This window comes from Streptomyces sp. DSM 116793 (assembly GCF_057320905.1).
This window is the reverse complement of the sequence record NZ_CM170494.1, coordinates 7,924,324-7,948,473: the sequence shown is the minus strand read 5'-3', so window position 1 is coordinate 7,948,473 and position 24,150 is coordinate 7,924,324. Positions and strand designations below refer to the sequence as shown.

General features: G+C 70.5%; 18 protein-coding genes, 1 tRNA gene and 1 pseudogene. 3 read left to right on the top strand and 17 right to left on the bottom strand.

Annotated features, from left to right (window positions below; genetic code table 11):
- Positions 1 to 48 precede the first annotated feature (48 nt).
- The 11 genes from ACSMXW_RS31235 to ACSMXW_RS31185 form a co-directional block, all read right to left on the bottom strand.
- Positions 49 to 2,592 (bottom strand): sensor histidine kinase, encoded by a 2,544-nt coding sequence (locus ACSMXW_RS31235; protein WP_485801257.1) that lies wholly within the window; start codon positions 2,590 to 2,592, stop codon positions 49 to 51.
- 2 nt (positions 2,593 to 2,594) lie between these two features.
- Positions 2,595 to 3,278 carry a response regulator gene (locus ACSMXW_RS31230; protein ID WP_485801256.1) on the bottom strand — a complete coding sequence of 228 codons (684 nt, stop codon included), beginning with the start codon at positions 3,276 to 3,278 and terminating at the stop codon, positions 2,595 to 2,597.
- A 130-nt stretch (positions 3,279 to 3,408) separates the two neighbouring features.
- Positions 3,409 to 4,077, bottom strand: a complete 669-nt coding sequence (locus ACSMXW_RS31225) for a potassium-transporting ATPase subunit C (protein ID WP_485801255.1) — start codon at positions 4,075 to 4,077, stop codon at positions 3,409 to 3,411.
- A 5-nt stretch (positions 4,078 to 4,082) separates the two neighbouring features.
- Positions 4,083 to 6,221 carry a potassium-transporting ATPase subunit KdpB gene (kdpB, locus tag ACSMXW_RS31220; protein ID WP_485801253.1) on the bottom strand — a complete coding sequence of 713 codons (2,139 nt, stop codon included), beginning with the start codon at positions 6,219 to 6,221 and terminating at the stop codon, positions 4,083 to 4,085.
- Positions 6,218 to 7,882 carry a potassium-transporting ATPase subunit KdpA gene (kdpA, locus tag ACSMXW_RS31215; protein WP_485801252.1) on the bottom strand — a complete coding sequence of 555 codons (1,665 nt, stop codon included), beginning with the start codon at positions 7,880 to 7,882 and terminating at the stop codon, positions 6,218 to 6,220. The genes kdpB and kdpA overlap by 4 nt, the downstream gene beginning before the upstream one ends.
- Before the next feature lie 8 nt (positions 7,883 to 7,890).
- A complete protein-coding gene (gene kdpF / locus ACSMXW_RS31210; RefSeq protein ID WP_485801250.1) occupies positions 7,891 to 7,980 on the bottom strand; it encodes a K(+)-transporting ATPase subunit F in 90 nt (29 codons plus the stop codon).
- Between the two features lie 258 nt (positions 7,981 to 8,238).
- Positions 8,239 to 10,080, bottom strand: a complete 1,842-nt coding sequence (locus ACSMXW_RS31205; protein ID WP_485801249.1) for an APC family permease — start codon at positions 10,078 to 10,080, stop codon at positions 8,239 to 8,241.
- A gap of 183 nt (positions 10,081 to 10,263) precedes the next feature.
- Positions 10,264 to 11,070: a DUF4118 domain-containing protein gene (locus ACSMXW_RS31200; RefSeq protein WP_485801247.1), complete on the bottom strand. Its 807-nt coding sequence runs from the start codon at positions 11,068 to 11,070 to the stop codon at positions 10,264 to 10,266.
- Positions 11,071 to 13,605 (bottom strand): ATP-binding protein, encoded by a 2,535-nt coding sequence (locus ACSMXW_RS31195; RefSeq protein WP_485801245.1) that lies wholly within the window; start codon positions 13,603 to 13,605, stop codon positions 11,071 to 11,073.
- 312 nt (positions 13,606 to 13,917) lie between these two features.
- Positions 13,918 to 14,322, bottom strand: a complete 405-nt coding sequence (locus tag ACSMXW_RS31190) for a DUF3592 domain-containing protein (protein WP_485801244.1) — start codon at positions 14,320 to 14,322, stop codon at positions 13,918 to 13,920.
- A gap of 320 nt (positions 14,323 to 14,642) precedes the next feature.
- A complete protein-coding gene (locus ACSMXW_RS31185) occupies positions 14,643 to 15,374 on the bottom strand; it encodes a MerR family transcriptional regulator (protein ID WP_485801242.1) in 732 nt (243 codons plus the stop codon).
- A 54-nt stretch (positions 15,375 to 15,428) separates the two neighbouring features.
- Here ACSMXW_RS31185 and ACSMXW_RS31180 point away from each other — a divergent pair, with 54 nt between their 5' ends.
- Complete coding sequence (locus ACSMXW_RS31180) at positions 15,429 to 15,716, top strand: hypothetical protein (protein WP_485801241.1); 288 nt, start codon at positions 15,429 to 15,431, stop codon at positions 15,714 to 15,716.
- A 155-nt stretch (positions 15,717 to 15,871) separates the two neighbouring features.
- Here ACSMXW_RS31180 and ACSMXW_RS31175 read toward each other — a convergent pair whose 3' ends face one another.
- Together ACSMXW_RS31175 and ACSMXW_RS31170 are read right to left on the bottom strand one after the other, a co-directional pair.
- Positions 15,872 to 16,048 carry a hypothetical protein gene (locus ACSMXW_RS31175; RefSeq protein WP_485801239.1) on the bottom strand — a complete coding sequence of 59 codons (177 nt, stop codon included), beginning with the start codon at positions 16,046 to 16,048 and terminating at the stop codon, positions 15,872 to 15,874.
- 539 nt (positions 16,049 to 16,587) lie between these two features.
- Positions 16,588 to 17,649, bottom strand: a complete 1,062-nt coding sequence (locus ACSMXW_RS31170; RefSeq protein ID WP_485801237.1) for a cation diffusion facilitator family transporter — start codon at positions 17,647 to 17,649, stop codon at positions 16,588 to 16,590.
- A 581-nt stretch (positions 17,650 to 18,230) separates the two neighbouring features.
- Between ACSMXW_RS31170 and ACSMXW_RS31165 the strand changes: the two are divergent.
- A pseudogene (locus tag ACSMXW_RS31165) lies at positions 18,231 to 18,332 on the top strand (site-specific DNA-methyltransferase); the annotation flags it as partial.
- A gap of 661 nt (positions 18,333 to 18,993) precedes the next feature.
- Complete coding sequence (locus tag ACSMXW_RS31160) at positions 18,994 to 19,602, top strand: recombinase zinc ribbon domain-containing protein (protein ID WP_485801235.1); 609 nt, start codon at positions 18,994 to 18,996, stop codon at positions 19,600 to 19,602.
- 187 nt (positions 19,603 to 19,789) lie between these two features.
- Here ACSMXW_RS31160 and ACSMXW_RS31155 read toward each other — a convergent pair.
- The 4 genes from ACSMXW_RS31155 to sucC all read right to left on the bottom strand — a co-directional run bounded on the left by ACSMXW_RS31155 (position 19,790) and on the right by sucC (position 24,030).
- A tRNA-Leu gene (locus tag ACSMXW_RS31155) sits at positions 19,790 to 19,877 on the bottom strand.
- A 213-nt stretch (positions 19,878 to 20,090) separates the two neighbouring features.
- Positions 20,091 to 21,632 (bottom strand): aldehyde dehydrogenase family protein, encoded by a 1,542-nt coding sequence (locus ACSMXW_RS31150; RefSeq protein ID WP_485801234.1) that lies wholly within the window; start codon positions 21,630 to 21,632, stop codon positions 20,091 to 20,093.
- Between the two features lie 335 nt (positions 21,633 to 21,967).
- Positions 21,968 to 22,879, bottom strand: coding sequence for a succinate--CoA ligase subunit alpha (gene sucD / locus ACSMXW_RS31145; protein ID WP_485801232.1), 912 nt, complete (start codon positions 22,877 to 22,879; stop codon positions 21,968 to 21,970).
- Positions 22,880 to 22,890: 11 nt separating this feature from the next.
- On the bottom strand, positions 22,891 to 24,030 hold the full coding sequence (sucC, locus tag ACSMXW_RS31140) for an ADP-forming succinate--CoA ligase subunit beta (RefSeq protein ID WP_485801230.1): 1,140 nt from the start codon (positions 24,028 to 24,030) through the stop codon (positions 22,891 to 22,893).
- Positions 24,031 to 24,150 lie beyond the last annotated feature (120 nt).

Below are 24,150 nucleotides of genomic sequence, written 5' to 3'. Positions count from 1 at the left end.
GGGCGACTGCACGCGACGGCCACACGACCCGCGATCTCCGCCGATCGCCTACGTGACGGCCGCCGCGGACAGGTCCGGCTCCGCTGACGGCTGGTCCCCCGCTCTCGGCAGGCTGAGCACCATGGTGAGGCCGCCGCCGGGTGTGTCCTCGGCGTGGAGGGTGCCTCCCATGGCCTCGGCGAAGCCGCGTGCGACGGCGAGGCCGAGGCCGACGCCGGCGCCGTGCGGGGAGTCTCCGTAGCGCTGGAAGGGTTCGAAGATGCGGTCCTTGGCCTCGTCTGGGACGCCCGGGCCGCGGTCCACCACGCGTACTTCGACGCGGTCGGCGATGGCGCTCGCGGACACCAGTACCGGAGTATCCGCGGGGCTGTACTTGACGGCGTTCTCGACGACGTTGGCGACGGACCGTTCCAGGAGCCCCCTGTCGACGTCGACCATGGGCATGGTCTCGGGAATGTCCAGGTCCACGCTGCCCTCGGGGACTCCGCCGAGTGCCATCGGGATCACCTCGTCGAGGTCGGTCTCGCGGATGATCGGGGTGACGGTGCCGGTCTGCAGGCGGGACATGTCGAGGAGGTTGCCGACGAGGTTGTCGAGGCGGTCGGCGCCCGCTTCGATGGCCTCCAGGAGCTCGGCCCGGTCCCGCTCGGACCATTCGACGTCCTCGGAGCGCAGCGAGGTGACCGAGGCCTTGATGCCGGCGAGCGGGGTGCGCAGGTCGTGGCTGACGGCGGCGAGCAGGGCGGTACGTATGCGGTTGCCCTCGGCCAGCGCCTTGGCCTGGTCGGCCTCCTGCTTCAGGCGCTGGCGGTCCAGGACCACGGCCGCCTGGGCGGCGAAGGCGGCGAGCACCCTGCGGTCCTCGGCCGGCAGGACACGTCCGGACAGGGCCAGTGCCATGTGGTCGCCGACCGGTACGTCGACATCCGCGTCGTCCGGGGTGATGCACGGCTGCGGGCCGACGCTGCCGGCGCAGGTCCATGGCACCTTCTCGTTCTCCCGCTCCAGCAACGCGACGGATTCCATCCCGAAGGTCTCGCGGACCCGGTCCAGGAGAGCTGTCAGGCTGGTCTCGCCCCGCAGGACGCTGCCGGCCAGGAAGGAGAGGATCTCCGCCTCGGCCCGCAGCCGCGCCGCCAGGTGTGTGCGGCGGGCGGCGACGTCGACGACCGAGGCGACGGAGACGGCCACCCCGACGAAGATCGCGATGGCGACGATGTTCTTCGGGTCCGCGATGGTCAGGGTCCGCACCGGCGGAGTGAAGTACCAGTTCAGGAGGAACGAACCGGCCGCCGCCGAGGCAAGGGCGGGAAGGAGCCCGCCCAGCAGGGCCGCCGCCACCGTCATCGCCAGGAACAGCAGCATCTCGTTGGCCAGCCCCAGGCCCGGGAGAAGGCTGCCCAGCAGCCAGGTCAGCAGCACCGGGCCGACGAGGCCGGCCAGCCAGCCCCAGATCAGGCGCAGCCGGCCGAGACGTGCGCCCCGGGCCACCGGGAGGCCGCGTCCCTTGCCGGCCTCGTCGTGTGTGATCAGGTGCACGTCGAGGTCGGGGCCGGACTCCCGGGCGACCGTGGCGCCGACACCGGGTCCGAAGACGTACTGCCATCCCTTGCGGCGGGAGACGCCGAGGACGATCTGGGTGGCGTTGACGCCGCGCGCGAAGTCCAGCAGCGCATCCGGTATGTCCTCGCCCACGACATGGTGGAAGGTGCCGCCGAGGTCCTCGACCAGGGTGCGCTGGAGGGCCAGCTCTTTCGGGGAGGCGGAGGTCAGGCCGTCGCTGCGCGAGATGTATACGGCCAGGACCTCGCCTCCCGCGCCCTTCTCGGCCAGCCGGGCGGCACGCCGGATAAGCGTGCGCCCCTCGGGACCGCCCGTGAGGCCGACCACGATCCGCTCGCGGGAGCCCCAGATGGCGGAGACGCGGTGATCGCTGCGGTATTCCTGCAGGTAGGCGTCGACCCGGTCGGCCACCCACAGCAGGGCCAGCTCGCGCAGTGCGGTCAGGTTTCCAGGCCGGAAGTAGTTGGAGAGGGCCGCGTCGACCTTGTCCGGCTTGTAGATGTTGCCGTGCGCCATACGGCGGCGCAGCGCCTCCGGGGACATGTCGACCAGCTCGATCTGGTCCGCCCGGCGTGCGACCTCGTCCGGGAGGGTCTCGCGCTGCCGCACGCCCGTGATCGACTCCACGACGTCGCTCAGCGACTCCAGGTGCTGGATGTTGACCGTGGAGACGATGTTGATGCCGGCCGCGAGCAGTTCCTCGACGTCCTGCCAGCGCTTGGTGTTGCGCGAGCCGGGCACATTGGTGTGGGCGAGTTCGTCCACGAGCGCCACGTCGGGACGGCGCGCGAGGACCGCGTCCACGTCCATCTCCGCGAAAGTGCTGCCCCGGTACTCCAGCTCCTTTCGGGGCACCTGCTCCAGGCCGCGGAGCATCACCTCCGTGCGTGGCCGGTCGTGGTGCTCGACGAAGGCGACCACGCAGTCGGTGCCCCGCTCAACGCGGCGGTGCGCCTCGGACAGCATGGCGTAGGTCTTGCCGACGCCGGGTGCAGCGCCGAGGTAGATCCGGAGTTTGCCACGTGCCATGGTCATCCTTCGAAGCGGTAACCCATGCCGGGTTCTGTGATGAGGTAACGGGGCTGGGAAGGGTTCCTCTCCAGTTTGCGTCGTAGCTGGGCCATGTAGACCCTCAGGTAGTTCGTCTTGTTGCGCTGTGAGACGCCCCACACCTCCTGGAGCAGGTACTTCTGCGTGACCAGCCGACCGGGATGGGTGACGAGTATCTCCAGCAGGTGCCACTCGGTGGGGGTGAGACGGACATCACGACCAGCACGTACGGCCCTCTTGGCCAGCAGGTCGATGGTGAAGTCGGCCGTCTCCACCAGCCCCGCCTCCACGCCGAGCGGCAACTCCCCCGTACGGCGGACGGCGGCGCGCAGCCTGGCCAGGAGCTCGTCCATGCTGAAGGGCTTGGTGACGTAGTCGTCCGCGCCGGCATCGAGCGCGGCGACCTTCTCGTCGGAGCCCTGCCGGGCTGACAGCACCAGGATCGGCACTCTGGTCCAGCCCCGCAACGCTCTGATCACGTCCGTGCCGTCCATGTCGGGCAGTCCGAGGTCGAGCAGCACCACATCGGGTTGGCGGACGGCCGCGAGCCGGAGCGCGGTGGCACCGTCAGGTGCAGCGTCGACCCCGTAGTGACGTGCCTGGAGATTGATGAGGAGGGCCCGTACGAGCTGCGGGTCGTCCTCCACAACCAGCACCCGTGTCATGGGTGTACGCCTTTCCTGTCGTGCGTCGGGCCGTGGGCGCCGGAAACAGGGTCCGACGTCATGGCGGCCGGAGCCGGCGGCCCCGGGTGTCTCCCGGGCCGCCGGCTCCGGCGTGGACCGTGTAACGCCATCAGTTCTTCGCAGCGAGTTCCCTGAGCGCGATGTTCAGCTGGAGGACGTTGACGCGGGGCTCGCCCATGAAGCCGAGCTGGCGGCCCTTGGTGTGGTCCTTCACCAGCTTCTTCACCTGGGTGACGGACAGGCCGTTCCGAGCGGCGACCCGGTGGACCTGGAGGTCCGCGTACTGCGGGGAGATGTCCGGGTCGAGGCCGGAGCCGGAGGAGGTCACCGCGTCGGCGGGGACCTGGGACGGGCTGACCCGGTAGCCGGGCACCGAGTTGTCCTTGACGACCGCGGCCTTGGCCGCCTTCACCCAGTCGATCAGGTCCTTGTTGTCACCGGCCCGGTTGGTCGCGCCGGACAGGATCAGTTTGTACTGGGTGTTGACGCTGTTGGTGCCGAGACCGTTCTGCGGCCGGCCCTGGAACCACTTCAGGTCCGGCTCCGGGGTCTGCTGTCCCTTCTTCAGCGGCAGGTTGTACGCCTGACCTATGAGGGAGGAGCCGACGACCTTGCCGTCCGCCTTGATCTCCGAGCCGTTCGCCTTGCCGTGGAACAGCCCCTGGGCGACGCCGGTGACAGCCAGCGGATAGACGACGCCCGTCACCAGGGTCAGCACGAGGAGGGCACGCAGTCCCGCCCCGAGCAGCCGGACCGTATTCGATACCGAGTTGTTCATGGCGATCAGCCGATTCCGGGAATGAGGGAGATGAGCAGGTCGATGATCTTGATACCGATGAAGGGGGCGACCAGGCCGCCGAGCCCGTAGATCCCCAGGTTGCGGCGGAGCATCCGGTCCGCGCTCACCGGCCGGTACTGCACGCCCTTCAGGGCGAGCGGGACCAGCGCGATGATGATCAGCGCGTTGAAGATGACCGCGGAGAGGATCGCGGAGTCGGGTGAGGCCAGGTGCATGATGTTCAGCTTGTCCAGGCCCGGGTAGACCGCCGCGAACAGTGCCGGGATGATCGCGAAGTACTTGGCGACGTCGTTGGCGATGGAGAACGTGGTCAGGGCGCCGCGGGTGATGAGGAGCTGTTTGCCGATCTCGACGATCTCGATCAGCTTGGTGGGATTGGAGTCGAGGTCGACCATGTTGCCGGCCTCCTTGGCGGCCGACGTGCCGGTGTTCATCGCCACGCCGACGTCCGCCTGGGCCAGCGCGGGCGCGTCGTTGGTGCCGTCGCCGGTCATCGCGACCAGCTTCCCGCCCGCCTGCTCCCGCTTGATCAGGGCCATCTTGTCCTCGGGCGTGGCCTCCGCGAGGAAGTCGTCGACACCCGCCTCCTCGGCGATCGCCTTGGCGGTGAGCGGGTTGTCGCCCGTGATCATGACGGTCTTGATGCCCATCCGGCGCAGTTCGTCGAACCGCTCCCGCATGCCCTCCTTGACCACGTCCTTGAGGTGGATGACACCGACCACGCGGGCACCGTCGCCGTCCTGGACGGCCACCAGCAGCGGAGTGCCGCCTGCCTGGGAGATCCCGTTGGCTATCTGGTCCGCGTCATCGGCGACGGTGCCGCCCTGCTCTCCCACCCAGGCGATCACCGATCCGGCCGCACCCTTGCGTATCCGGCGCCCGTCGACATCCACGCCCGACATGCGGGTCTGCGCCGTGAAGGCGATCCACTCCGCACCGGACAGTTCGCCCTGGTGCCGCTCGCGCAGCCCGTACCTCTCCTTCGCCAGGACGACGATCGAGCGGCCCTCGGGCGTCTCGTCGGCCAGCGAGGAGAGCTGCGCCGCGTCCGCGACCTCGGCCTCGGTGGTGCCGCGCACCGGGACGAACTCTGCGGCCTGGCGGTTGCCGAGAGTGATGGTGCCGGTCTTGTCCAGCAGCAGCGTGGAGACGTCTCCGGCCGCCTCCACGGCCCGCCCGGACATCGCCAGGACGTTCCGCTGCACCAGGCGGTCCATGCCCGCGATGCCGATCGCCGACAGCAGCGCGCCGATCGTCGTCGGAATGAGGCAGACCAGGAGGGCCACCAGGACGACGATCGTCAGATGTGTACCGGCGTAGTCCGCGAAGGGCGGCAGCGTGGCGCACGCGAGGAGGAAAACGATCGTCAGCGAGGCGAGCAGGATGTTCAGTGCGATCTCGTTGGGCGTCTTCTGCCGGGCGGCGCCCTCCACCAGGCCGATCATCCGGTCGATGAAGGTCTCGCCCGGCTTCGTCATGATCTTGATGACGATGCGGTCGGAGAGCACCTTCGTGCCACCGGTGACGGCCGACCGGTCGCCGCCGGACTCACGGATCACGGGAGCCGACTCACCCGTGATCGCCGACTCGTCCACCGAGGCGACCCCCTCGACGACGTCACCGTCGCCGGGGATGATGTCGCCCGCCTCGCAGACCACCAGGTCGCCTATGCGGAGCTCGGTGCCGGGCACCTGCTCCTCTTCCCCGCTGCCCGCCCGCAGGCGGCGCGCCACCGTGTCTGTCTTCGCCTTGCGCAGGGTGTCGGCCTGCGCCTTGCCGCGGCCTTCGGCGACCGCCTCCGCCAGGTTGGCGAAGACGACGGTCAGCCACAGCCAGGCGCTGATGGTCCAGCCGAACCAATCGCCCGGGTCCGTCACGGAGAAGACAGTGGTCAGGAGCGCGCCGATCCACACCACGAACATCACGGGCGACTTGACCATCACCCGCGGGTCGAGTTTGCGGACGGCGTCAGGCAGGGACTTGACGAGTTGCCTGGGATCGAAGAGGCCCGCGCCGACGCGGCCCTCGGCGGGCTTGTGCCCGGTGGGCATGTCGCTGTGCGGCGCCCGGGTCGGGGTGGCTGTGGACATGGAGTCCTCGTGTTTTTCGGTTCCGGTGGTCATGACGCCAGCCCCTCGGCCAGCGGGCCCAGCGCCAGGGCCGGGAAGTAGGTCAGGCCGGTGATGATCAGGATGGCACCCACCAGCAGGCCTGTGAACAGCGGCTTCTCGGTGCGCAGGGTGCCCGCGGTGACCGGCACCGGCTTCTGCTCGGCGAGCGAGCCCGCGAGCGCCAGCACGAAGACCATCGGCAGGAACCGGCCGAGCAGCATGGCCAGGCCGATGGTGGTGTTGAACCACTGCGTGTCCGCGTTGAGGCCCGCGAAGGCGGAGCCGTTGTTGTTGGCACCGGACGTGTAGGCATAGAGGATCTCGGAGAACCCGTGTGCCCCGCTGTTGAGCATCGAGTGCGGCGGCGTCGGCAGCGCCATGGCGAAGGCGGTGAAGATGAGCACCAGAGCCGGGGTGATGAGGATGTAGCAGGCCGCCAGCTTGATCTCGCGGGTGCCGATCTTCTTGCCCAGGTACTCCGGCGTGCGGCCCACCATCAGACCGGCGATGAACACCGCGATGACCGCCATGATCAGCATGCCGTAGAGACCGGACCCGGTACCACCGGGCGCGATCTCGCCCAGCATCATGCCGAGCATGGTGATCCCGCCGCCGAGACCCGTGAACGAGGAGTGGAAGGAGTCCACGGCACCGGTCGACGTCAGCGTGGTCGACACCGCGAAGATGGACGAGGCACCGACCCCGAATCGCGCCTCCTTGCCCTCCATCGCCCCGCCCGCGATCTGGAACGCCGACCCGTGGTGGGCGAACTCCGTCCACATCATCAGTCCGACGAAGGCGACCCAGATGCCGGCCATCGTCGCGAGGATCGCGTAGCCCTGCTTGACCGAGCCGACCATGACGCCGAACGTACGGGTCAGCGCGAACGGGATCACCAGGATCAGGAAGATCTCGAAGAGGTTGGTGAACGGGGTCGGGTTCTCGAACGGGTGGGCGCTGTTGGCGTTGAAGTAGCCGCCGCCGTTGGTGCCCAGCTCCTTGATGGCCTCCTGGGAGGCCACCGCGCCGCCGTTCCACTGCTGCGAGCCGCCCATGAACTGGCCGACCTCGTGGATGCCGGAGAAGTTCTGGATGGCACCGCACGCCACCAGCACGATCGCCCCGACGAACGCGATCGGCAGCAGGATGCGGGTGACGCCACGCACCATGTCGGACCAGAAGTTGCCCAGCTCACCGGTGCGGGAGCGGGCGAAGCCCCGGACCAGGGCGATCGCGACGGCGATGCCGACGGCTGCGGAGACGAAGTTCTGCACGGCAAGACCGGCCGTCTGCACGACGTGGCCCATGGCCTGCTCGCCGTAGTACGACTGCCAGTTCGTGTTCGACACGAACGACGCGGCCGTGTTGAACGCCTGGTCGGGGTCGATGGCCTTGAAGCCGAGGGAGAGGGGCAGGATGCCCTGGAGCCGCTGGAGCAGGTAGAGGAAGAGCACGCCGACCGCGGAGAAGGCGAGGACACCGCGCAGATAGGCGGGCCAGCGCATCTCGGTGTCGGGGTTGGCACCGATGCCCTTGTAGATCCACTTCTCCACTCTCCAGTGCCTGTCCGAGGAGTAGACCCTGGCCATGTAGGTGCCAAGAGGTATGTAGGCGAGTGCCAGAGCGCCCATCAGGGCGAGCAGCTGAAGCACGCCGGCAAGTACGGGTCCCATGTCTTGTCTCAGAACCTCTCCGGGAAGATAAGGGCGAGGACGAGATAGACCAGCAGGGCGACGGCCACGATCAGGCCGACGACGTTCTCGGCGGTCACAGCTTCGTCACCCCCTTGGCGACGAAGGCCACCAGCGCGAATACCGCGACCGTGATGACGACGAAGGCCAGATCGGCCATCGCGACTCCTGGAATGAGGTTCGGGAAGAATGGACGGATAGAGGAAACCGCCTTTCTGGCCGGATCAGCCCTCTCGTTGACGGCTCTCTTACGGCAGCCCGCCCACCCTTGACGGAACTCATACGGCCCCCTACTCCGCACCAGCGAGCAGGGGGCCGGGATATTGGGACGAACTAGGTCACCGCAGCCTGAAGCGCAGTCGGCAGATCACGGCGTCGGTCTCACGGCGCACCGCGTGCGCGACGACCGCACCGCGCTGGTTCTGCAGCAGCCGCTGCCACGGCCGTTCCGGCTCCGCCTCCGGGATCAGCACGGTGAGCCGGGTGGCCGGTTGTCTCGCGGCGACGTCTCGGACGTAGTCCGCGATCGGGCGGCCGAGCGTGCGCCGGTCGGAGGTCAGCCGGACCAGGGGGACACCCGGGTCCCACTCTGCCCAGGCGCGCTCCAGAGCGTGCAGGTGGGCCCGGTCCTCCGGATCGGGGTAGCAGACGGTGACCGCGCGGACCTCGTCCCCCAGGGAGGCCGCCGCGGTCAGCGCCTCGGACGTCAGCCTGGAGAGGGACGAGACGGGCACGATCACCAGCGAGCGGTCCCGGTGCGGAGCCTGAGGGATACGGCCGAGCCCCAGCCGCTCGCCGATGCGCCCGTACGCCCTGTGCACGGTCTCGAAGACCGCGACCAGCGCCGGCAGGGCGACCACGATCAGCCAGGCACCCGCCTCGAACTTCGTCGCCGTGACGACGACCACGGCGACACCGGTCAGGAGGGCGCCGAACCCGTTCAGCAGCGCCTTGCCGCGCCAGCCCTGCCCGCGCTCCGCACGCCAGTGCCGGACCATGCCCACCTGGGCGATGGTGAAGCCGACGAAGACCCCGATGGCGAACAGCGGCACCAGGGTGTTGGTGTCCCCGCCGGAGAAGACCAGCAGCGCCGCCGACGCCACGGCCAGCGCGAGCACACCGTGCCGGTGCACTTGGCGGTCCGCCTTCAGAGCGAAGACGTGCGGCAGGTAGTTGTCACGGGCGAGCAACTTCAACAGGACCGGCAGGCCTCCGAAGGAGGTGTTCGCGGACAGCGCCAGGAGGACCATCGTCGCGAACTGGATCACGTAGAACGCCCAGGTGTGACCGAGCGAGGCATCCGCGAGCTGGGCGAGGACCGTGACGCCCTGGACGGGCTGAAGGTGGAAGCGGGAGATCAGCACGGACAGACCGATCAGCATCAGGCCGAGTACGGCACCGAGCGCGACCTCCGCGCGCTGGGCGCGCCTGACGCGCGGCACACGGAAGGAAGGGACGGCGTTGGCAATGGCCTCGACACCGGTCAAGGCGCTGCACCCGGAGGCGAAAGCTTTCAGCAGGAGCAGAGCGCCCACGGTCGAGGCGTTGTCCGCCAGGACGGAGGCATGGCCGGCGGCAGTGGCGATGCTCACCGGCGCGGTCCGGAACAGCCCCACCAGGATCAGAGCGAAGATCGCCCCCACGAAGACGGCCGTCGGCACGATGAACGCCCTGGCGGACTCCACGATGCCGCGCAGGTTCACCCCCGTGATCAGCACCAGCACGGCGAGGCACAGCCACAGCCGGTCCCCGTACAGGGCAGGGAAGGCGGAAGTGAGCGCGGCCACTCCGGCGGTGACGGCGACGGCGACGTTGAGGACGTAGTCCAGGACCAGCGAGGCGCCCGCCACCAGGCTGGTGCGGACGCCCAAGTGCGTCTTCGCCACGGCATACGAACCGCCGCCGTCCGGGAAGGCCGCGATCACCTGCCGGTAGGAGGCGACCAGCACCGCCAGCAGCCCGGCGATGGCCAGGGTGACCGGGAGCGTGAAACCGAGCCCGTGCGCCCCCGCTGCGGCGAGGACGAGGACGATCGCCTCGGGGCCGTAGGCCACCGACGCCATCGCGTCCAGAGAGAGGGCGGCAAGGCCCGTGACGGCGGTCAGCCGGTGACGCTCACCGGTATCGGGAGGTTCCTCGTCGGCGGGCGTCGCCCCCGGCTCGATGGTCAGGACGGACATCGGTGCGTGCTCCTTCTTCCAGAGCCGCGCACGACGACGAAGGGTGCGCGGCGCACCAAGGATCTCTCCGTTTCCGCCGGACGCGGCCGGTCCTTGCGGCTTCTTCGCGCCGCAACGGCCTTTTTCTGACGGGTCCTTGACGAGTAGGACCCAGCGACACCGTGCCCGGAACGACGGCGGGGGTCAGCCCGCCTCGACCGGCCCCGCCGTGTCCAGGGCCGCACCCGTCTGATCGGCCAGGGTCACCGCGACCAGGCGGGCCTGGAGCGGAGGCACCGGCCCGGACCCGGGGCTGAGCATGAAGCGCCCGAGGTAACGGCCGTTTCCGTAGGCCCGCAACTCGATCTCCTCCTCGGACCACTCCCCGCCGCCGGGATCCCGGTTCCGGCGGCCCACCGTCACACTGCCGTCCTTCTGAAGGCGCGGCGGCTGCCCGAGCAGCCTGCCGTACTCGAAACGGCACGCACGCAGGCCGAGCAACTCGGTCAGCTCATGGCGGACCTGGTCGACCACCTGGTCCGCGGACTTGCTCGACCGGACGAGGTCGGCCGTCCGCTGAATCCGAGCCAGGTGAGCCGCGTCCGTCACCGTGATGACCTCCAGGCGGCGTGCGCGGGCCGCCAACTGCGACACGACCACGCCGACCGCCAGGAGCAGCACCGCCGTCTCGACGTCCGCCGAGGCGGTGATCGCGAAGGTCTCGTACGGCCGGGTGTGGAAGAAGTCGAACCAGGCCGCCGCCGACATCGCCCCGATCGCGCCCGCCACACGGCTCCCCAGCGCGGCGACCGCGACGACCACCACGACGAGGATCAGTGCCGCGTTCGTGTGCGAAAGGTCCGCACGGAACGGCACCAGCGCGAGCGCCGCCAGGAACGGCGCGAGCAGGCCCGCCGCCAGGGCGATGCGGTCCCGCGGCGGCCACGCGTCCAGGACGACGCGGGTCCCACCTGTGCGATGCAGTCTCCATGTGCCGGTCCCGGCGCTCATTCAGGCTCCTCCTGTGTTCTGCGCACCGGGCAGGTGCGTGTTCCGGGTGGGTGGGGCCGCCTCGGTACGCCCGACATCGGCGGCGTGCCCGGCGAAGGGCAGTGACACGACCATCGTCAGGCCACCGCCCGGGGTGTCCTCGGCGGTGAGTGTTCCGTTCATCGCCTCGGTCAGGCCCCGGGCGAGAGCGAGCCCGAGTCCCAGTCCGGTGGTGTTGTCGGTGTCGCCGAGCCGCTGAAAGGGCTCGAAGAGACGGTCCCGGCCCCTGGCCGGCAGTCCGGGCCCACGGTCGACGACACGCAGTTCGACCCGCCCGGCCAGGGCGCTGGCATTGACCAGCACCCTCTGTCCGGGTGGAGTGTGGCGGGCGGCGTTGGCGGCCAGATTGGCGATCACTCGTTCGAGCAGCGGGGGGTCGGCCAGCACGGCCGGGATCTCCTCCAGGTCCGCCACCTCGGCACCGGGCACATCGGCGAGCGCCGTGGGGATGACCTCCTCCAGCATGGTCGCGCGCAGGGTCAGGGTGAGGACACCCGCCTCCAGGCGGCTGAGGTCGAGGAGGTTCTCCACCAGTCGGTTGAGCTTGGCCAGGGACTCGTCGGCGGTGGCGAGGAGTTCGTCACGATCCTCGTCGGAGAACTCCACGTCCCGGCTGCGCAGGGAGGCCACGGCGGCCCAACCCGCCGCGAGCGGCGTGCGCAGGTCGTGGCCGACGGCCCGCAGCAGAGCCGTCCGCATGCGGTCCGCGGCCTTCACGGGCTCGACCTCGGCAGCCGCTTCGGCCAGCCGGGCCCGCTCGACGGCGGAACCGACGTGCGCGCCGAACGCGGCCAGCACCCGCCGCTCGGAGGAGGACAGGGTGCGGCCGCGCAATGCCAGGTAGGCGCCGGGACCGGCGGGCACGGCGGTTACCCCGTCGGCGTCGCGAGCCTTGTCGACCAGTTCCGCCGAGTCCATGCCGAAGGTCTCCCGCGTACGCTCCAGCAGCGCCGGGATGGTCGCTCCGCCGCGCACGATGGTGCCCGCCAGCGAGGACATGGTCTCAGCCTCCGCCGTGGCGCGGGCCGAGCGCCGTGACAGACGCAGGGAGTGGTCGACAACCGCGGCCACGGTGGCCGCCACGACAGCGAAAACGCCCAGGCTCAGGAGCGCGTTGGGATCGTGCAGCGTGAAGGCTCCAAGAGGCGGGATGAACCAGTAGTTCAGCAGCAACGATGCCGTGACCGAAGCGACCACCGCCGACATGACCCCGCCTATACAGGCCACCCCGACCACCGCGAGCAGGAACAGCAGCGTCTCGCTCGTGAGGTTCACCGTGCCCCGCACGTGCGTCAGGACGACCGTCAGCAGTATGGGCAGGACCAGCCCGGCCACCGGCCCCGCGACCAGCCGTGCGGGCGACAGCGTTCGCCGCCGGGACGGCAGCAGCGTGCCCCGACCGGCCCGCTCGTGGGTGACCCGGTGCACGTCGATGTCACCGGACAGCTCGGTCACGGCCTCTCCCGTGCCTGGCCCGGTCAGAAAGCGCTCCAGGCGGCTCCGTCGGCTGGTACCGAGAACGAGTTGGGTGGCGTTCTCCGCACGGGCGAACTCCACCAGGGCGGTGGCGATGTCATCCCCGACCACCGAGTGGTAGCTGCCGCCGAGATCCTCGACGAGCCGGCGCTGCCGGGCCAGCGAGGCGTGCGACACCCCGGCCGCCAGACCGTCGCTGTGGGCCACGTGCACGGCGAGCAGATCCCCGCCGGCCGACCTGTCGGCGATCCGGGCAGCCCGACGGATCAGGGTGTCCCCCTCCGGACCACCGGTCAGCGCGACGACCACCCGCTCCCGCGTCTCCCACACCCTGCCGATGCCGTGCTCGGCCCGGTAGGACTGGAGTGCCTCGTCGACCCGGTCGGCCACCCACAGCAGCGCCAGCTGGCGCAGCGCGGTGAGGTTCCCGGTCCGGAAGTAGTTGGCGAGGGCCGCGTCGATCTTCTCCGGGGCGTAGATGTTGCCGTGGGCCATGCGGCGGCGCAGCCCTTCGGGCGGCATGTCCACCAGCTCGACCTGGTCAGCACGTCTGACGACGTCGTCGGGCACCGTCTCGTGCTGCGGCACATGTGTGATCTTCTCGACCACGTCGTTGAGGGACTCCAGATGCTGGATGTTCAGCGCGGTGATGACATCGATGCCGGCGGCGAGCAGCTCCTCGATGTCCTGCCACCGCTTGGGATTGCGGTTACCACCGGGGACGTTGCTGTGGGCGAACTCGTCGACGATCGCGGCCTCGGGGCGGCGCGCGAGGACGGCGGCCAGGTCCATCTCCTCGAACTGCGCGCCGCGATACGAACAGCGGGCACGTGGGACGATCTCCAGGCCGTCGAGCAGCGCCTCCGTGTGCGGTCGCCCGTGGCACTCCGCCAAGGCCACCACCACGTCCTCACCGCGGTCGGCACGGCGCCGCCCCTCGTCGAGCATCCGGTAGGTCTTGCCCACCCCCGGAGCGGCCCCGAGGTAGACCTTCAGCCGTCCGGGCCGTACATCACTCATCGCCGTCGACGCGCTCCGCTCACTGGCTCAACTCCGTTGGGGAAACGGATAGCTGTTCCCCATCGAAGCCTCTCCGGGTGCCGGTGGGGCGCCTGTTAGCGCTTCTTTGTCGCTGGTCGCGAAGACCTTGACACCATCTTGACGCGCCGGGTGCCGCAGGTGAGCGGAGTGCACTGGGGAAGTCCGGTCGAGTGGAGCCGTCGTGTCCCCCTCGGAGCCCCGGCGAACACCTTGCGCAGTGTTGAGACGATTCCCGGCCAGGGGCAGAGGCGGCTCGCGGAACATCAGGTGGCGACACCGCAACGGCCACCGTCACCCGCTCGTGAGGGCGGCACCGAACAGGGCCGCGGAGAGCAGGATGACGAGAACGCCACCGGCGATGAAGACACGGTCAGGGCCCGGACGCTCCCGCCCGGGCAGTACGACGCTTCGCGGATCGGCCGGATCGTAGGCGACCAGCACCCTGTCACCGTCGTGGAGGGGCTGTCGCCGGGTGGAGGGAACAGGACAGCTGAGTTCCATCACCCTGCCGTCCACCGTCACGAACTGGATCAGCGGGCGCTCGGCCCCCTGACCGTGCCGTCCCGGGCTTCGCTTGACCATGGCCCGGACGAACACACCGGTCCTGCTCACCCGCCTTGTCTGACGCAGACCGAAGAGCCCCGCGAGAACGGCCACCATCCCGCCGAACCCGACCGTCCCAACGAGTACCGCCACGGCCCCCATGTGCACGCCGCCTCTCCACTCCGATGCAGTTCCCGTTCCGGTCCGATGCAGTCCCCGTTCCGGTCCGATGCAGTCCCCGTTCCGGCCGGCGTGGCGTGCGCCGCCACGGCGTCGGCGTTCTCACATTCTGGCCACATCAGTGTGCAGAAACGTTGGTTGTCTCGATGGCGTTGACGCGTTCCTTACCGCCGAGTGGCGGTCGGCGCCGTCAGCCCCGCATCGGGCGACGTACGGCCTGTGGTTCCCGCACGCCGACTGGTTCCCGCGCCGACTGGTTTCCGCGCGCAGCCGGACCGTCCGTGCACGTCGAGTCACGCGTCCCGTTGCGCGCGAATGAGTGTGTCGAGTCGCCGCCACGCCGGGGACGAGGCGTTGACCGTGCCCTGGATGAGGGCGGGGATCTCGGAAGCCGCGTCCAGCCCGGGCGGTTCGTCGGAGCCGTAGCGTTCCCGGGTCGCCTCGGCGATCCGGTGGGCGAGATCGTCGAGGCGGGGATCGTCGGCATCGAGGCCGTGCGCGTGGTCGTAGTCGAGGAAGAGCTGCCGTAGCGCCGGGTCGGCCAGGATCTCGGCCTGGTCGTGAAACAGGATGACCGCGCGGTCCGGGTGGGTGGCGAACACCAGGATCCACAGATCGCGTTGCAGGTCCACCCAACGAGGGGTGAATCCCCAGCGGGTCAGGTGCTCCAGATGGGCGCCGACCTCGGTGGGCAGCGGTGCCAGACGCCCGGCGGCGAGCCGGCGCAGGCGCGCCTGCGTTGCCCGCAGGCCATGGATGCGGGCGGTGAGCTCGTCGTCGATGTCGCGCAGCGCCTGCTGGAACTCCTCGTCGGATGCCGATCTCAGGTCCCGGATACGGGACAGGGGAACCCCGGCCTCGGCGAGGGTGCGTTCCTTGATCAGGTCGATGGCGTCTTTCGCCCCGTACCGCCGGTAGCCGGACGCATCGCGGTCGGGCTCGGGGAGCAGGCCCTTGTCGTGATAGACGCGGATGGTCTTGATCGACACGCCGACATACCTGGCCAGCTGTCCGATGGTGATCACGCGGCCATCCTCCCACTTGACCTTTCCCTTAGGGCAGGGTTGCAGCATGGCGTCATGGCGAACATGAATGCCGATCGGGAGACCCTGCGCGCTCTGGCTGATGACGGCAACGAGACCGCTCTGGACCGGCTGGCCGACCTCGCCGACGCAGTCGGCGACCTCGCGGAGCTGAGCGAACTGTTGGACGAGGGGTCCATGCACGCCGGGTTCCTGCTCACCCGACGCGCGGTGGCGACCGGTGACCTGCGCGAGCTGCAACGAATCTCGGACGCGGGATACGACGAGGCCGGGAACGAGCTGGACCGGCTGCTGAAGGCACCGGCCGACGAGCATCGGGATTGAAATCCGATACCGGCCGCTGCCGCCGCGCTTCGTGCCGCGGCCGTCGAGGACGAGCTGGCGGCTGGCGGCGGGCTACTGGGGTAGGAGCATGCGGCACGGCCGAAGCCGTAGGCCTACGCGAGACGAACGTGAGGAGGGCCGGTGGCTGCTGCGGATCACCGCCGCGGCACCGGCTCGGTGATCACCTGGCAGCGGGCCAGGTGGTGCTGGTGTCCGCACAGGACATGGCGGAGGCGAAGCTCGCCGAGGACGTTCATCAGCCACGACCGGGTCCGCGACGTGCTCCACAACTGCAACGCAGGCGGCCTCGCGTCGAAGTATTCGAAGTACAAGGGCGGCCGGCATCGTCCTCGAAGCAATGCCCAGGCGGCCAAAGTCCGCTGCCCATTTCACTGACGGGCCACGGCTCGTCCTTCCGGACAGCCCTGACCGCCGGCATCGTCGCGCGAGGCCACATCCCCAGCTGGCAGTGCTCGGTGCACAACCGCGCCGGCCGCCTCCTGGCCTGGAACGCCGGGTTCCGCCTGGTGCGCGAGTACGTTCACCACCAGGCGGGATGCCCAGCACGCCGCATCCGATCTACAACGTGACTCGCTGCCCGGCCGGAGTGCACGAGACTCAGACCGTGCCCTATGTGGCGAGGCGGCATCCGGCCACGGAGCCTCCGCAAGAATCCGTCGCGGACCCGCGGCGGCCACGTTTCCGGAGGCCGTGCGAGAGAACGAGGAAGTGGTACCCGTGAACGCAGCGTCGACATGGGTGCTCCCGTCCGGGGTGATGGCGCTCGCTGAAAACGGCCAGGGGTTGCTCTCACCTAGGACGGTATTGGTCAGTTGATCTCCCCACGTTGCTGGATGCAGGCTCACTCGGTTCAGGGCGCCTTGGCGTGGTGGGCCAGCGCGGCGTGGGAGTCGGTGCCGTGTGGCAGGTGGTCGGTGTGGACGGTGGCGGCGGTGAGCCGGGGGACGGCGTGGATGAGGGCGTGTTCGGCGGCGACGGCCAGTTCGTGGGCCTGGACAACGGTCAGGTGCGGGTCGACGACGATGTCCGCTTCGGCACGCAGTGCGTGGCCGATCCAGCGCATGCGGACCTGGCCGACGTCCAGGACACCGTCGACGGAGTGCAGGGCGTGCTCGGCGGCGTCGACCTGGGTCGGGTCGACGGCGTCCATGAGGCGCCGGTAGACCTCGCGGGCTGCGTCCTTGAGGACCATGAGGATGGCGGCGGTGATCAGCAGGCCGACGACCGGGTCGGCCCAGCGCCAGCCGATCGCGGCGCCGCCCGCGCCCAGCAGGACGGCGAGGGAGGTGAAGCCGTCGGTGCGGGCGTGCAGGCCGTCCGCGACCAGGGCCGCCGACCCGATCCGGCGGCCGGTGGCGATCCGGTAGCGGGCCACCCACTCGTTGCCGGCGAACCCGACCACCGCGGCGGCGGCGACGGCCCACAGGTGGGTGACGTCGCGGGGGTCCAGCAGCCGGTGGACCGCCTCGTAGCAGGCCAAGCCGGAGGAGGCGGCGATGGTGATCACGATGGCGATGCCGGCCAGGTCCTCGGCGCGTCCGTACCCGTAGGTGTAGCGGCGGTTCGCCGCCCGGCGGCCCAGTGCGAACGCGATACCCAGCGGGAGAGCGGTGAGCGCGTCGGCCGCGTTGTGGATCGTGTCGCCCAGCAGCGCGATGGACCCCGACAAGGCGACGATCAGCGCCTGGACGACCGCGGTCAGGCCCAGGATGGCGAGCGAGAGCCACAGGGTGCGCATGCCGTGCCGGGAGGTCTCCAGCGCGGAGTCGACCTTGTCCATGGCCTCGTGGCTGTGCGGGGCGACCATGTGCACAGCCCGGCGCCCCAGCCGCGCCCACCGGCCGCCGCCGTGGTCGTGACTGTGACCGCTGTGGTCATGACCGTGGTCGTGGTCGTGCGTGTGAGGGGTCATGCTGCCCACCGTGTCACGCGAAACCCGTTGCGGCTACTGCCGTCATACCCGCTGCGACCAGGTGCGATGGTGTTGCAGGAGGGGGAGAGCGGCCACAACGGAACACCTGCGCGTCAGCGACCCGCGCGCCCCTTGACGCGGGCCAGCCGCCAAGCGGAGTCGAACGCTCACAACTATCCCCCAACGCACACGGTTGTCTTCTTCAACTAAGTGAGGACGGAGATCGAGCCAGACGGTCTGCTGATGCTGGCCACCCGCCAACGCCGGGATGCCGGACGCCTCACCGACCCGCTCGGGCCTCCTGATCGCCGGCGCCCGCACCGCCGGCTTCGCTACCTGCAGCACATCGTGGTCGTCTACGCCCGTCCGGTCGGCGGCCGCCTCGTTCGCGCTCTTCCCGTGGACGCCTCTCGCGACGTCGTGCACTGCGACCTGATCGCGCTGTCCGCGATCCGCCACGCGCAGACCACAGCAGAGGAGACCCCGCAGTGTCCTTTCCCTGTGGAACACCGCCCCCATCTCCGCGCCCAAGCAGCGCGCCGACCGCTGCGTACCCGGCTCCGCCGCCCACGCCGCCAAGCCTCCTGCGTCCCGGCGGCACGGTAGCCGTCACCACCCGTCCCTGGCGCGAACGCGGCGAACTCATCGACCTGCCCTCCGCCGTCCTCGCCGCCGGCCGGGCCGAGAGTCCCGTCAATGGCAACTCGGCCGCGCCCGCACCCCCATCGAACCCCTCACGGGCACGATCACCGGGGAGTACTTCGGCATCGGACAGAGCCGTGCCCTGCCCTGGAGGCGCCGTCCCGACGCCGCAGCGCTCCTGGCGGCGCTGGCCGACCCACGGCGCGGGTTCGACGCCGTGGTCATCGGTGAACCGCAACGCGCCTTCTACGGCAACCGGTTCGGCACCACCTTCCCGCTGTTCACCCACTACGGCGTGCCCTTGTGGGTGCCGGAGGTCGGTGGGGCGATCGACCCGGACAACGAAGGCCATGACCTGATCATGTCCGTCTTCGGCGGCATGCCCAAGGGCGAACGCGGCCGCACCGAACTCCGCGTGCACGCCGTCATGGCCGCCCAGGCCCTCAGGGAAGGCCGCCACACCGGCGGCAGACCGCCCAACGGCTACCGGCTCGCCGACCTCGGCCCGCACCCCGACCCGGCCAAGGCCGCCGACGGAAAACGCCTCCACGGCCTCGAACCCGACCCCGACCCCGGCACCGCACCCGTCGTGGCGCGTATCCTCACCGAGTTCCTGCGAGGTGCCGCCAGATCTGGAACCGCCGGCGCACCTACGAGGTCCTGCTCGACATCGACGACGTCTCCCTCGCCTACACCACCGCGATGCGCTGGAACCCCCAGAACAAGTGGATCTTCTCCAAGAAGACCGTCCACACCCCGCTCGTCAGCGATGAGACCTTCGCCCAAGCCCAGGACATCCTGGGATCCCGCACCCGCACGTCTCCGGCCCCCGGGGTGAAGAAGGCCCGCAACGCATACGTGCTACGCGGCGCGCTCCTGTGTGGCCTGTGCCAACGGAAGATGCAGGGCAACTGGGCGCACGGCTCGGCCCACTACCGCTGCCGCTACCCCGACGAGTACGCGCTCGCCAACCGCATCGCCCATCCCCGCAACGTCTACCTGCGCGAGAGCCGGATCCTGCCCCCGCTCGACGTCTGGCTCGCCAAGCTCTTCCTGCCCCACCGCCTCGAGGACACCATCGACCGCATGGCCGCCGCGACCATCCCGACCACGACGGCGCGAACGCCGAGAGGGCCCGTGCGGCCATCGCCGACTGCGACGCAGAACTGGCCACCCGCCGGGCCGCACTCGAAGCGGGTGCCGACCCCGCTGCCGTCAGCCAGTGGATGGCCGAGACCCAGGCCCGCCGCACCCGGGCGGAAGCGGATCTGCGTACGGCGGCCGGGCGCCCGGTGGCCGGATGTCCCGTGACGAGATCGCCCGGCTCGTGGCGTCCCGTCAGCGATCTCGCGGCCGTCGTGCGGCAAGCGTAGCTGGCGGACAGGGCGGAGATCTACCGGCAGCTCGGGCTCACCCTCACCTACGACCCCGGACAGCAGAAAGTGCTGGTTGAAATGGATCTCAACCAGCACTTCCCGCAAACCCGTGGGCTATCAGTTGGTGTCCGAGGGGGGACTTGAACCCCCACGCCCGATAAAGGGCACTAGCACCTCAAGCTAGCGCGTCTGCCATTCCGCCACCCGGACTCAGGTGTGCCGCTCGGGGTGATCCCCGCGGCGACACACACCACCATACCAAGGTTTGGGAGCGGCTTTCACCTGCGTATCTGTCCGCCCCGGCAGGGCCGCGGGGCCGGCCGGGGAGCCTGCGGGCGAGGGCGCCGGGGAGCCGGCCCCGATGGTGGGGTCGCGGACGCGTTCCGCGACCCCACCACCACGTAGGGTGATCAGCGCCGTCAGTCACGGAATGAGCTGGTACTCCGGGAAGTTCCCCGGCAGCCGCTCCCCCGCCGTCCCCTGTGTCACCGCGCGCACCAGCAGCTCGCCGCCGACGAAGGCGCCCCGCCAGGAGGCGCCGAAGCCGCCGAAGAGCTCGTCGCGGTCGCCGCGGGAGCGTGCGGCGCCGTGGCCGACCTTGAAGGCGCGGATCTGGGGGGCGAGGCGCTCGTAGACCGAGCGGTCGTCGGTGGCGAGGGTGGCGACCAGCGCGCCGTTGGAGGCGTTCATGGCGGTCAGCAGCTCCGCCTCCGTGTCGACCAGCACGATCGTGTCGACCGGGCCGAACGGCTCCGCGTGGTGCAGCGGGGAGGACGGCGGCGGGCCGAGCAGGGTGACGGGCGGCACGTACGCCGAGGTGTCCTGGCCCGGCAGGAAGCGGCCGTCGTCGAGCGTCCCCCGGTGCAGGGGCACGGCGCCGCGGTCGATGGCCTCCTCCACCTGGTCGGTCAGCTCCTTGGCCTTGGCGGCGTTGATCAGCGGGCCGTAGTCGAGGACCGGGAACGGGTCGTCGGGGTGCTCGACCGCCAGCGGATGGCCGACGCGCACGGTGCGCACGGCCGGCAGATAGGCGTCGAGGAAGTCGTTGAACAGGCTCCGCTGGACGACGAAGCGGGGGTAGGCCGTGCAGCGCTGCTTGCCGTAGTCGAAGAGCTTGGGGACGGCGGCGGCGAGCCGGTCCCAGTCCGAGTAGTTCCAGATGCCCCAGGTGTTCAGCCCCTCCTGTTCGAGGATGTGGCGTTTGCCCAGGTCGGCGACGGCGGTGGCGACCGCGGCCCCGGTGTCCCGGCCGCCCACGAACGACACGCAGCCGATCTCGGGGGCCCGCACCAGCGACTCGGAGAGCTGTCCGCCGCTGCCGCTGACCAGGGTCACCGGGATGCCTTCACGGGCGGCGAGCGCCGCGGCGAGGGTGAGGCAGGAGACACCGCCGTCGGTCGGGGTCTTGGCGATCACGGCGTTGCCCGCGAGGGCCTGCACCAGCATGGCGTGCGCCAGCACGGACATCGGGTAGTTCCAGCTGGCGATGTTGGAGACCGGGCCGTCGAGCGGGGCCCGGCCGGCGAGCATCGGCTCGATGCCGTCGACGTACCAGCGCACGCCGTCGATGGCGCGGTCGACGTCGGCCTGGGCGAGCCGCCAGGGCTTGCCGATCTCCCAGACCAGCAGCAGCGCGAGCAGTTCGCGGTGCTGGGTGAGGGCGTCGAGGGTGGCGGCCACCCGGGCGCGCCGCTCGGCGACGGGAACGTGCCGCCAGGCGCGGTGCTGGTCGAGCGCGGCGCGCACGGCGGCCCGTGCGGCGTCCGCGTCGAGGCGGGGCGGGCCCGCGATGGGGCTCTGGTCGACGGGGCTCGCGGCGGGCAGCGCCCGGCCGTCCGCCTGCCAGGCGGCGCCCCACAGGTTGAGGACTCGGTCGTCGCGGAACGCCTCGGGGGCGACGACGAGGCAGCGCTGCCAGGCGTCGGTCCAGGACGTGCCGGCTTTCAGGGTGAGGGTGGGTCGCATGGGGAGTCTCCGCTCACGGTGCACAGTCGGGGCGGGATCGATCGGGCCCATCACCCGGGCGGCCCGGCTCGCCGGGCGCGGCCGGAGCCATCGGGCCGGCGGGAGCACCCGGAGCCATCGGGCCGGCGGGAGCGCCCGAAGCCATCGGGCCGGTGGGTGCGGCACCCGCGGGACGCGGGCACCGAGGAGCATCCGCACGCGGCGGGCCACCGGAGGGCACCCCACACGTACGCGGACACCGAGCAGCACCCGCGCACAGCGGGCACCGGAGGGCACCCACACGTACGCGGACACCGAAGCAGCACCCGCGCGCGGCGGGCGCCGCGGGGTCGGCATCAGATGCCGAGCTGATCGAGGACGAGCCGGGCGGCCTCGGTGGGGGTGGCGCCGACCCGCACGCCGGCGGCCTCCAGTGCGGCCTGCTTGGCGGCCGCGGTGCCCGAGGAGCCGGAGACGATCGCGCCGGCGTGGCCCATGGTCTTGCCCTCGGGGGCGGTGAAGCCCGCGATGTAGCCGACGACGGGTTTGGTGACGTGCTCCTGGACGTAGCCGGCGGCGCGCTCCTCCGCGTCGCCGCCGATCTCCCCGATGAGCACGATCAGATCGGTGTCGGGGTCGTCCTGGAAGGCGGCCAGGCAGTCGATGTGGGTGGTGCCGATGACGGGGTCGCCGCCGATGCCCACACAGGTGGAGAAGCCGACGTCGCGCAGTTCGTACATGAGCTGGTAGGTGAGGGTGCCGGACTTGGAGACCAGGCCGATGCGGCCGGGTTGGGCGATGTCGGCGGGGATGATGCCGGCGTTGGACTGGCCGGGGGTGATCAGGCCGGGGCAGTTGGGTCCGATGACCCGGGTGCCCCGGGCCCTGGCGTGCGCCTGGAAGGCGACGGCGTCGTGGACGGGGATGCCCTCGGTGATGACGACGGCGAGGCCGATGCCGGCGTCGGCGGCCTCCATGACCGCGGCCTTGGCGAAGGCGGGCGGCACGAAGACCACGCTGACGTCGGCGCCGGTGGCGTCCATGCCCTCGCGCACCGAGCCGAAGACGGGGACGGCCCTGGGGGCACCTCCCAGGCCCTTGAGGCCCTGGGGGACGTCGAAGTCGACCGTGCGGCCGGCCTTCCTCGGATTGACGCCGCCCACGACGTTGGTGCCGGCCGCGAGCATCCTGCGGGTGTGTTTCATGCCCTCGCCGCCGGTCATGCCCTGGACCAGGACCTTGCTCTCCTTGGTGAGGTAGATGGCCATGTCCGGCTCCTTCAGTGCGCGTGGGCGAGGTCGGCGGCACGGCGCGCCGCGCCGTCCATGGAGGTGGCCTGTTCGACGAGCGGGTGGCGGTGCGTATCGAGGATGGTGCGGCCCTGTACGGCGTTGTTGCCGTCGAGCCGTACGACGAGGGGTTTGGTGAGCCGTACGGTCCGCAGGGCCTGCACGATGCCGTCGGCGACGGCGTCGCAGGCGGTGATGCCCCCGAAGACGTTGACGAACACGGACTTGACGTCGGGGTCGGCCAGGATGACGCCGAGGCCGTCGGCCATCACCTGAGCGGAGGCGCCGCCGCCGATGTCCAGGAAGTTGGCGGGCCGGGCGCCGCAGCCGGCCACCACGTCGAGGGTGGACATGACGAGGCCGGCGCCGTTGCCGATGATGCCGACCTCGCCGTCCAGTTTGACGTAGTTGAGGCCCTTCTCGGCCGCCGTCGCCTCCAGCGCGTCACCCTCGTCGTCGAGTGCGGCGAGGTTCTCGCCCCAGCGGGACTGCCGGAAGCGGGCGTTGTCGTCCAGCGTGACCTTGGCGTCCAGGGCGAGGATCTGTCCCTGGGCGGTGCGGACCAGCGGGTTGACCTCGACGAGGAGCGCGTCCTCGCGCACGAGCACGTCCCAGAGCCTGACGAGCACATCCACCGTCTGCGGCGGCAGCTTGGCGGCCGCGGCGATCTCGGCGGCGCGCGCGGAGGTGACGCCCTCGGCGGGGTCGACGGGGACGCGCGCGACGGCCTCGGGCCGGGTGGCGGCCACCTCCTCGATGTCCATGCCGCCCTCGGCGGACGCGATGGCGAGGAAGCGGCCGCTCGCGCGGTCGAGCACGTAGGAGACGTAGTACTCCCGCTCGATGTCGACCGGCTCGGCGACCATCACCTTGCGGACCGTGTGGCCCTTGATGTCCATGCCGAGGATCTGCCGGGCGGTCAGCTCGGCGGCGGCGGGGTCCGCGGCGATCTTCACCCCGCCCGCCTTGCCCCGCCCGCCGGTCTTCACCTGTGCCTTGACGACGACGCGACCTCCCAGCCGGCGGGCGATCTCCCGGGCCCCCTTGGGGGCGTCGGTGACCTCCGCCTTCGGTACCACGATTCCGTGTTCCTCGAAGAGTTCCCTTGCCTGGTGTTCGTACAGGTCCATCTCGGCTCCTGACTGCTGTGGCCGCCGGGTGAAGATCCCTCGGCGCCTCGAAAAGTGGTGCACGCCCCCTGGACACCACCCACCGGATGCGGGATAACAAGCTTCATACAGTATTCGTCG

Excerpts from the sequence above, each read along its gene's own strand:
- ACSMXW_RS31235 (WP_485801257.1), bottom strand. The coding sequence starts at position 2,592 with ATGGCACGTGGCAAACTCCGGATCTACCTCGGCGCTGCACCCGGCGTC.
- ACSMXW_RS31230 (WP_485801256.1), bottom strand. The coding sequence starts at position 3,278 with ATGACACGGGTGCTGGTTGTGGAGGACGACCCGCAGCTCGTACGGGCC.
- ACSMXW_RS31225 (WP_485801255.1), bottom strand. The coding sequence starts at position 4,077 with ATGAACAACTCGGTATCGAATACGGTCCGGCTGCTCGGGGCGGGACTG.
- kdpB (WP_485801253.1), bottom strand. The coding sequence starts at position 6,221 with ATGACCACCGGAACCGAAAAACACGAGGACTCCATGTCCACAGCCACC.
- kdpA (WP_485801252.1), bottom strand. The coding sequence starts at position 7,882 with ATGGGACCCGTACTTGCCGGCGTGCTTCAGCTGCTCGCCCTGATGGGC.
- ACSMXW_RS31205 (WP_485801249.1), bottom strand. The coding sequence starts at position 10,080 with ATGTCCGTCCTGACCATCGAGCCGGGGGCGACGCCCGCCGACGAGGAA.
- ACSMXW_RS31200 (WP_485801247.1), bottom strand. The coding sequence starts at position 11,070 with ATGAGCGCCGGGACCGGCACATGGAGACTGCATCGCACAGGTGGGACC.
- ACSMXW_RS31195 (WP_485801245.1), bottom strand. The coding sequence starts at position 13,605 with ATGAGTGATGTACGGCCCGGACGGCTGAAGGTCTACCTCGGGGCCGCT.
- ACSMXW_RS31180 (WP_485801241.1), top strand. The coding sequence starts at position 15,429 with ATGGCGAACATGAATGCCGATCGGGAGACCCTGCGCGCTCTGGCTGAT.
- ACSMXW_RS31170 (WP_485801237.1), bottom strand. The coding sequence starts at position 17,649 with ATGACCCCTCACACGCACGACCACGACCACGGTCATGACCACAGCGGT.
- ACSMXW_RS31160 (WP_485801235.1), top strand. The coding sequence starts at position 18,994 with ATGCGCTGGAACCCCCAGAACAAGTGGATCTTCTCCAAGAAGACCGTC.
- ACSMXW_RS31150 (WP_485801234.1), bottom strand. The coding sequence starts at position 21,632 with ATGCGACCCACCCTCACCCTGAAAGCCGGCACGTCCTGGACCGACGCC.
- sucD (WP_485801232.1), bottom strand. The coding sequence starts at position 22,879 with ATGGCCATCTACCTCACCAAGGAGAGCAAGGTCCTGGTCCAGGGCATG.
- sucC (WP_485801230.1), bottom strand. The coding sequence starts at position 24,030 with ATGGACCTGTACGAACACCAGGCAAGGGAACTCTTCGAGGAACACGGA.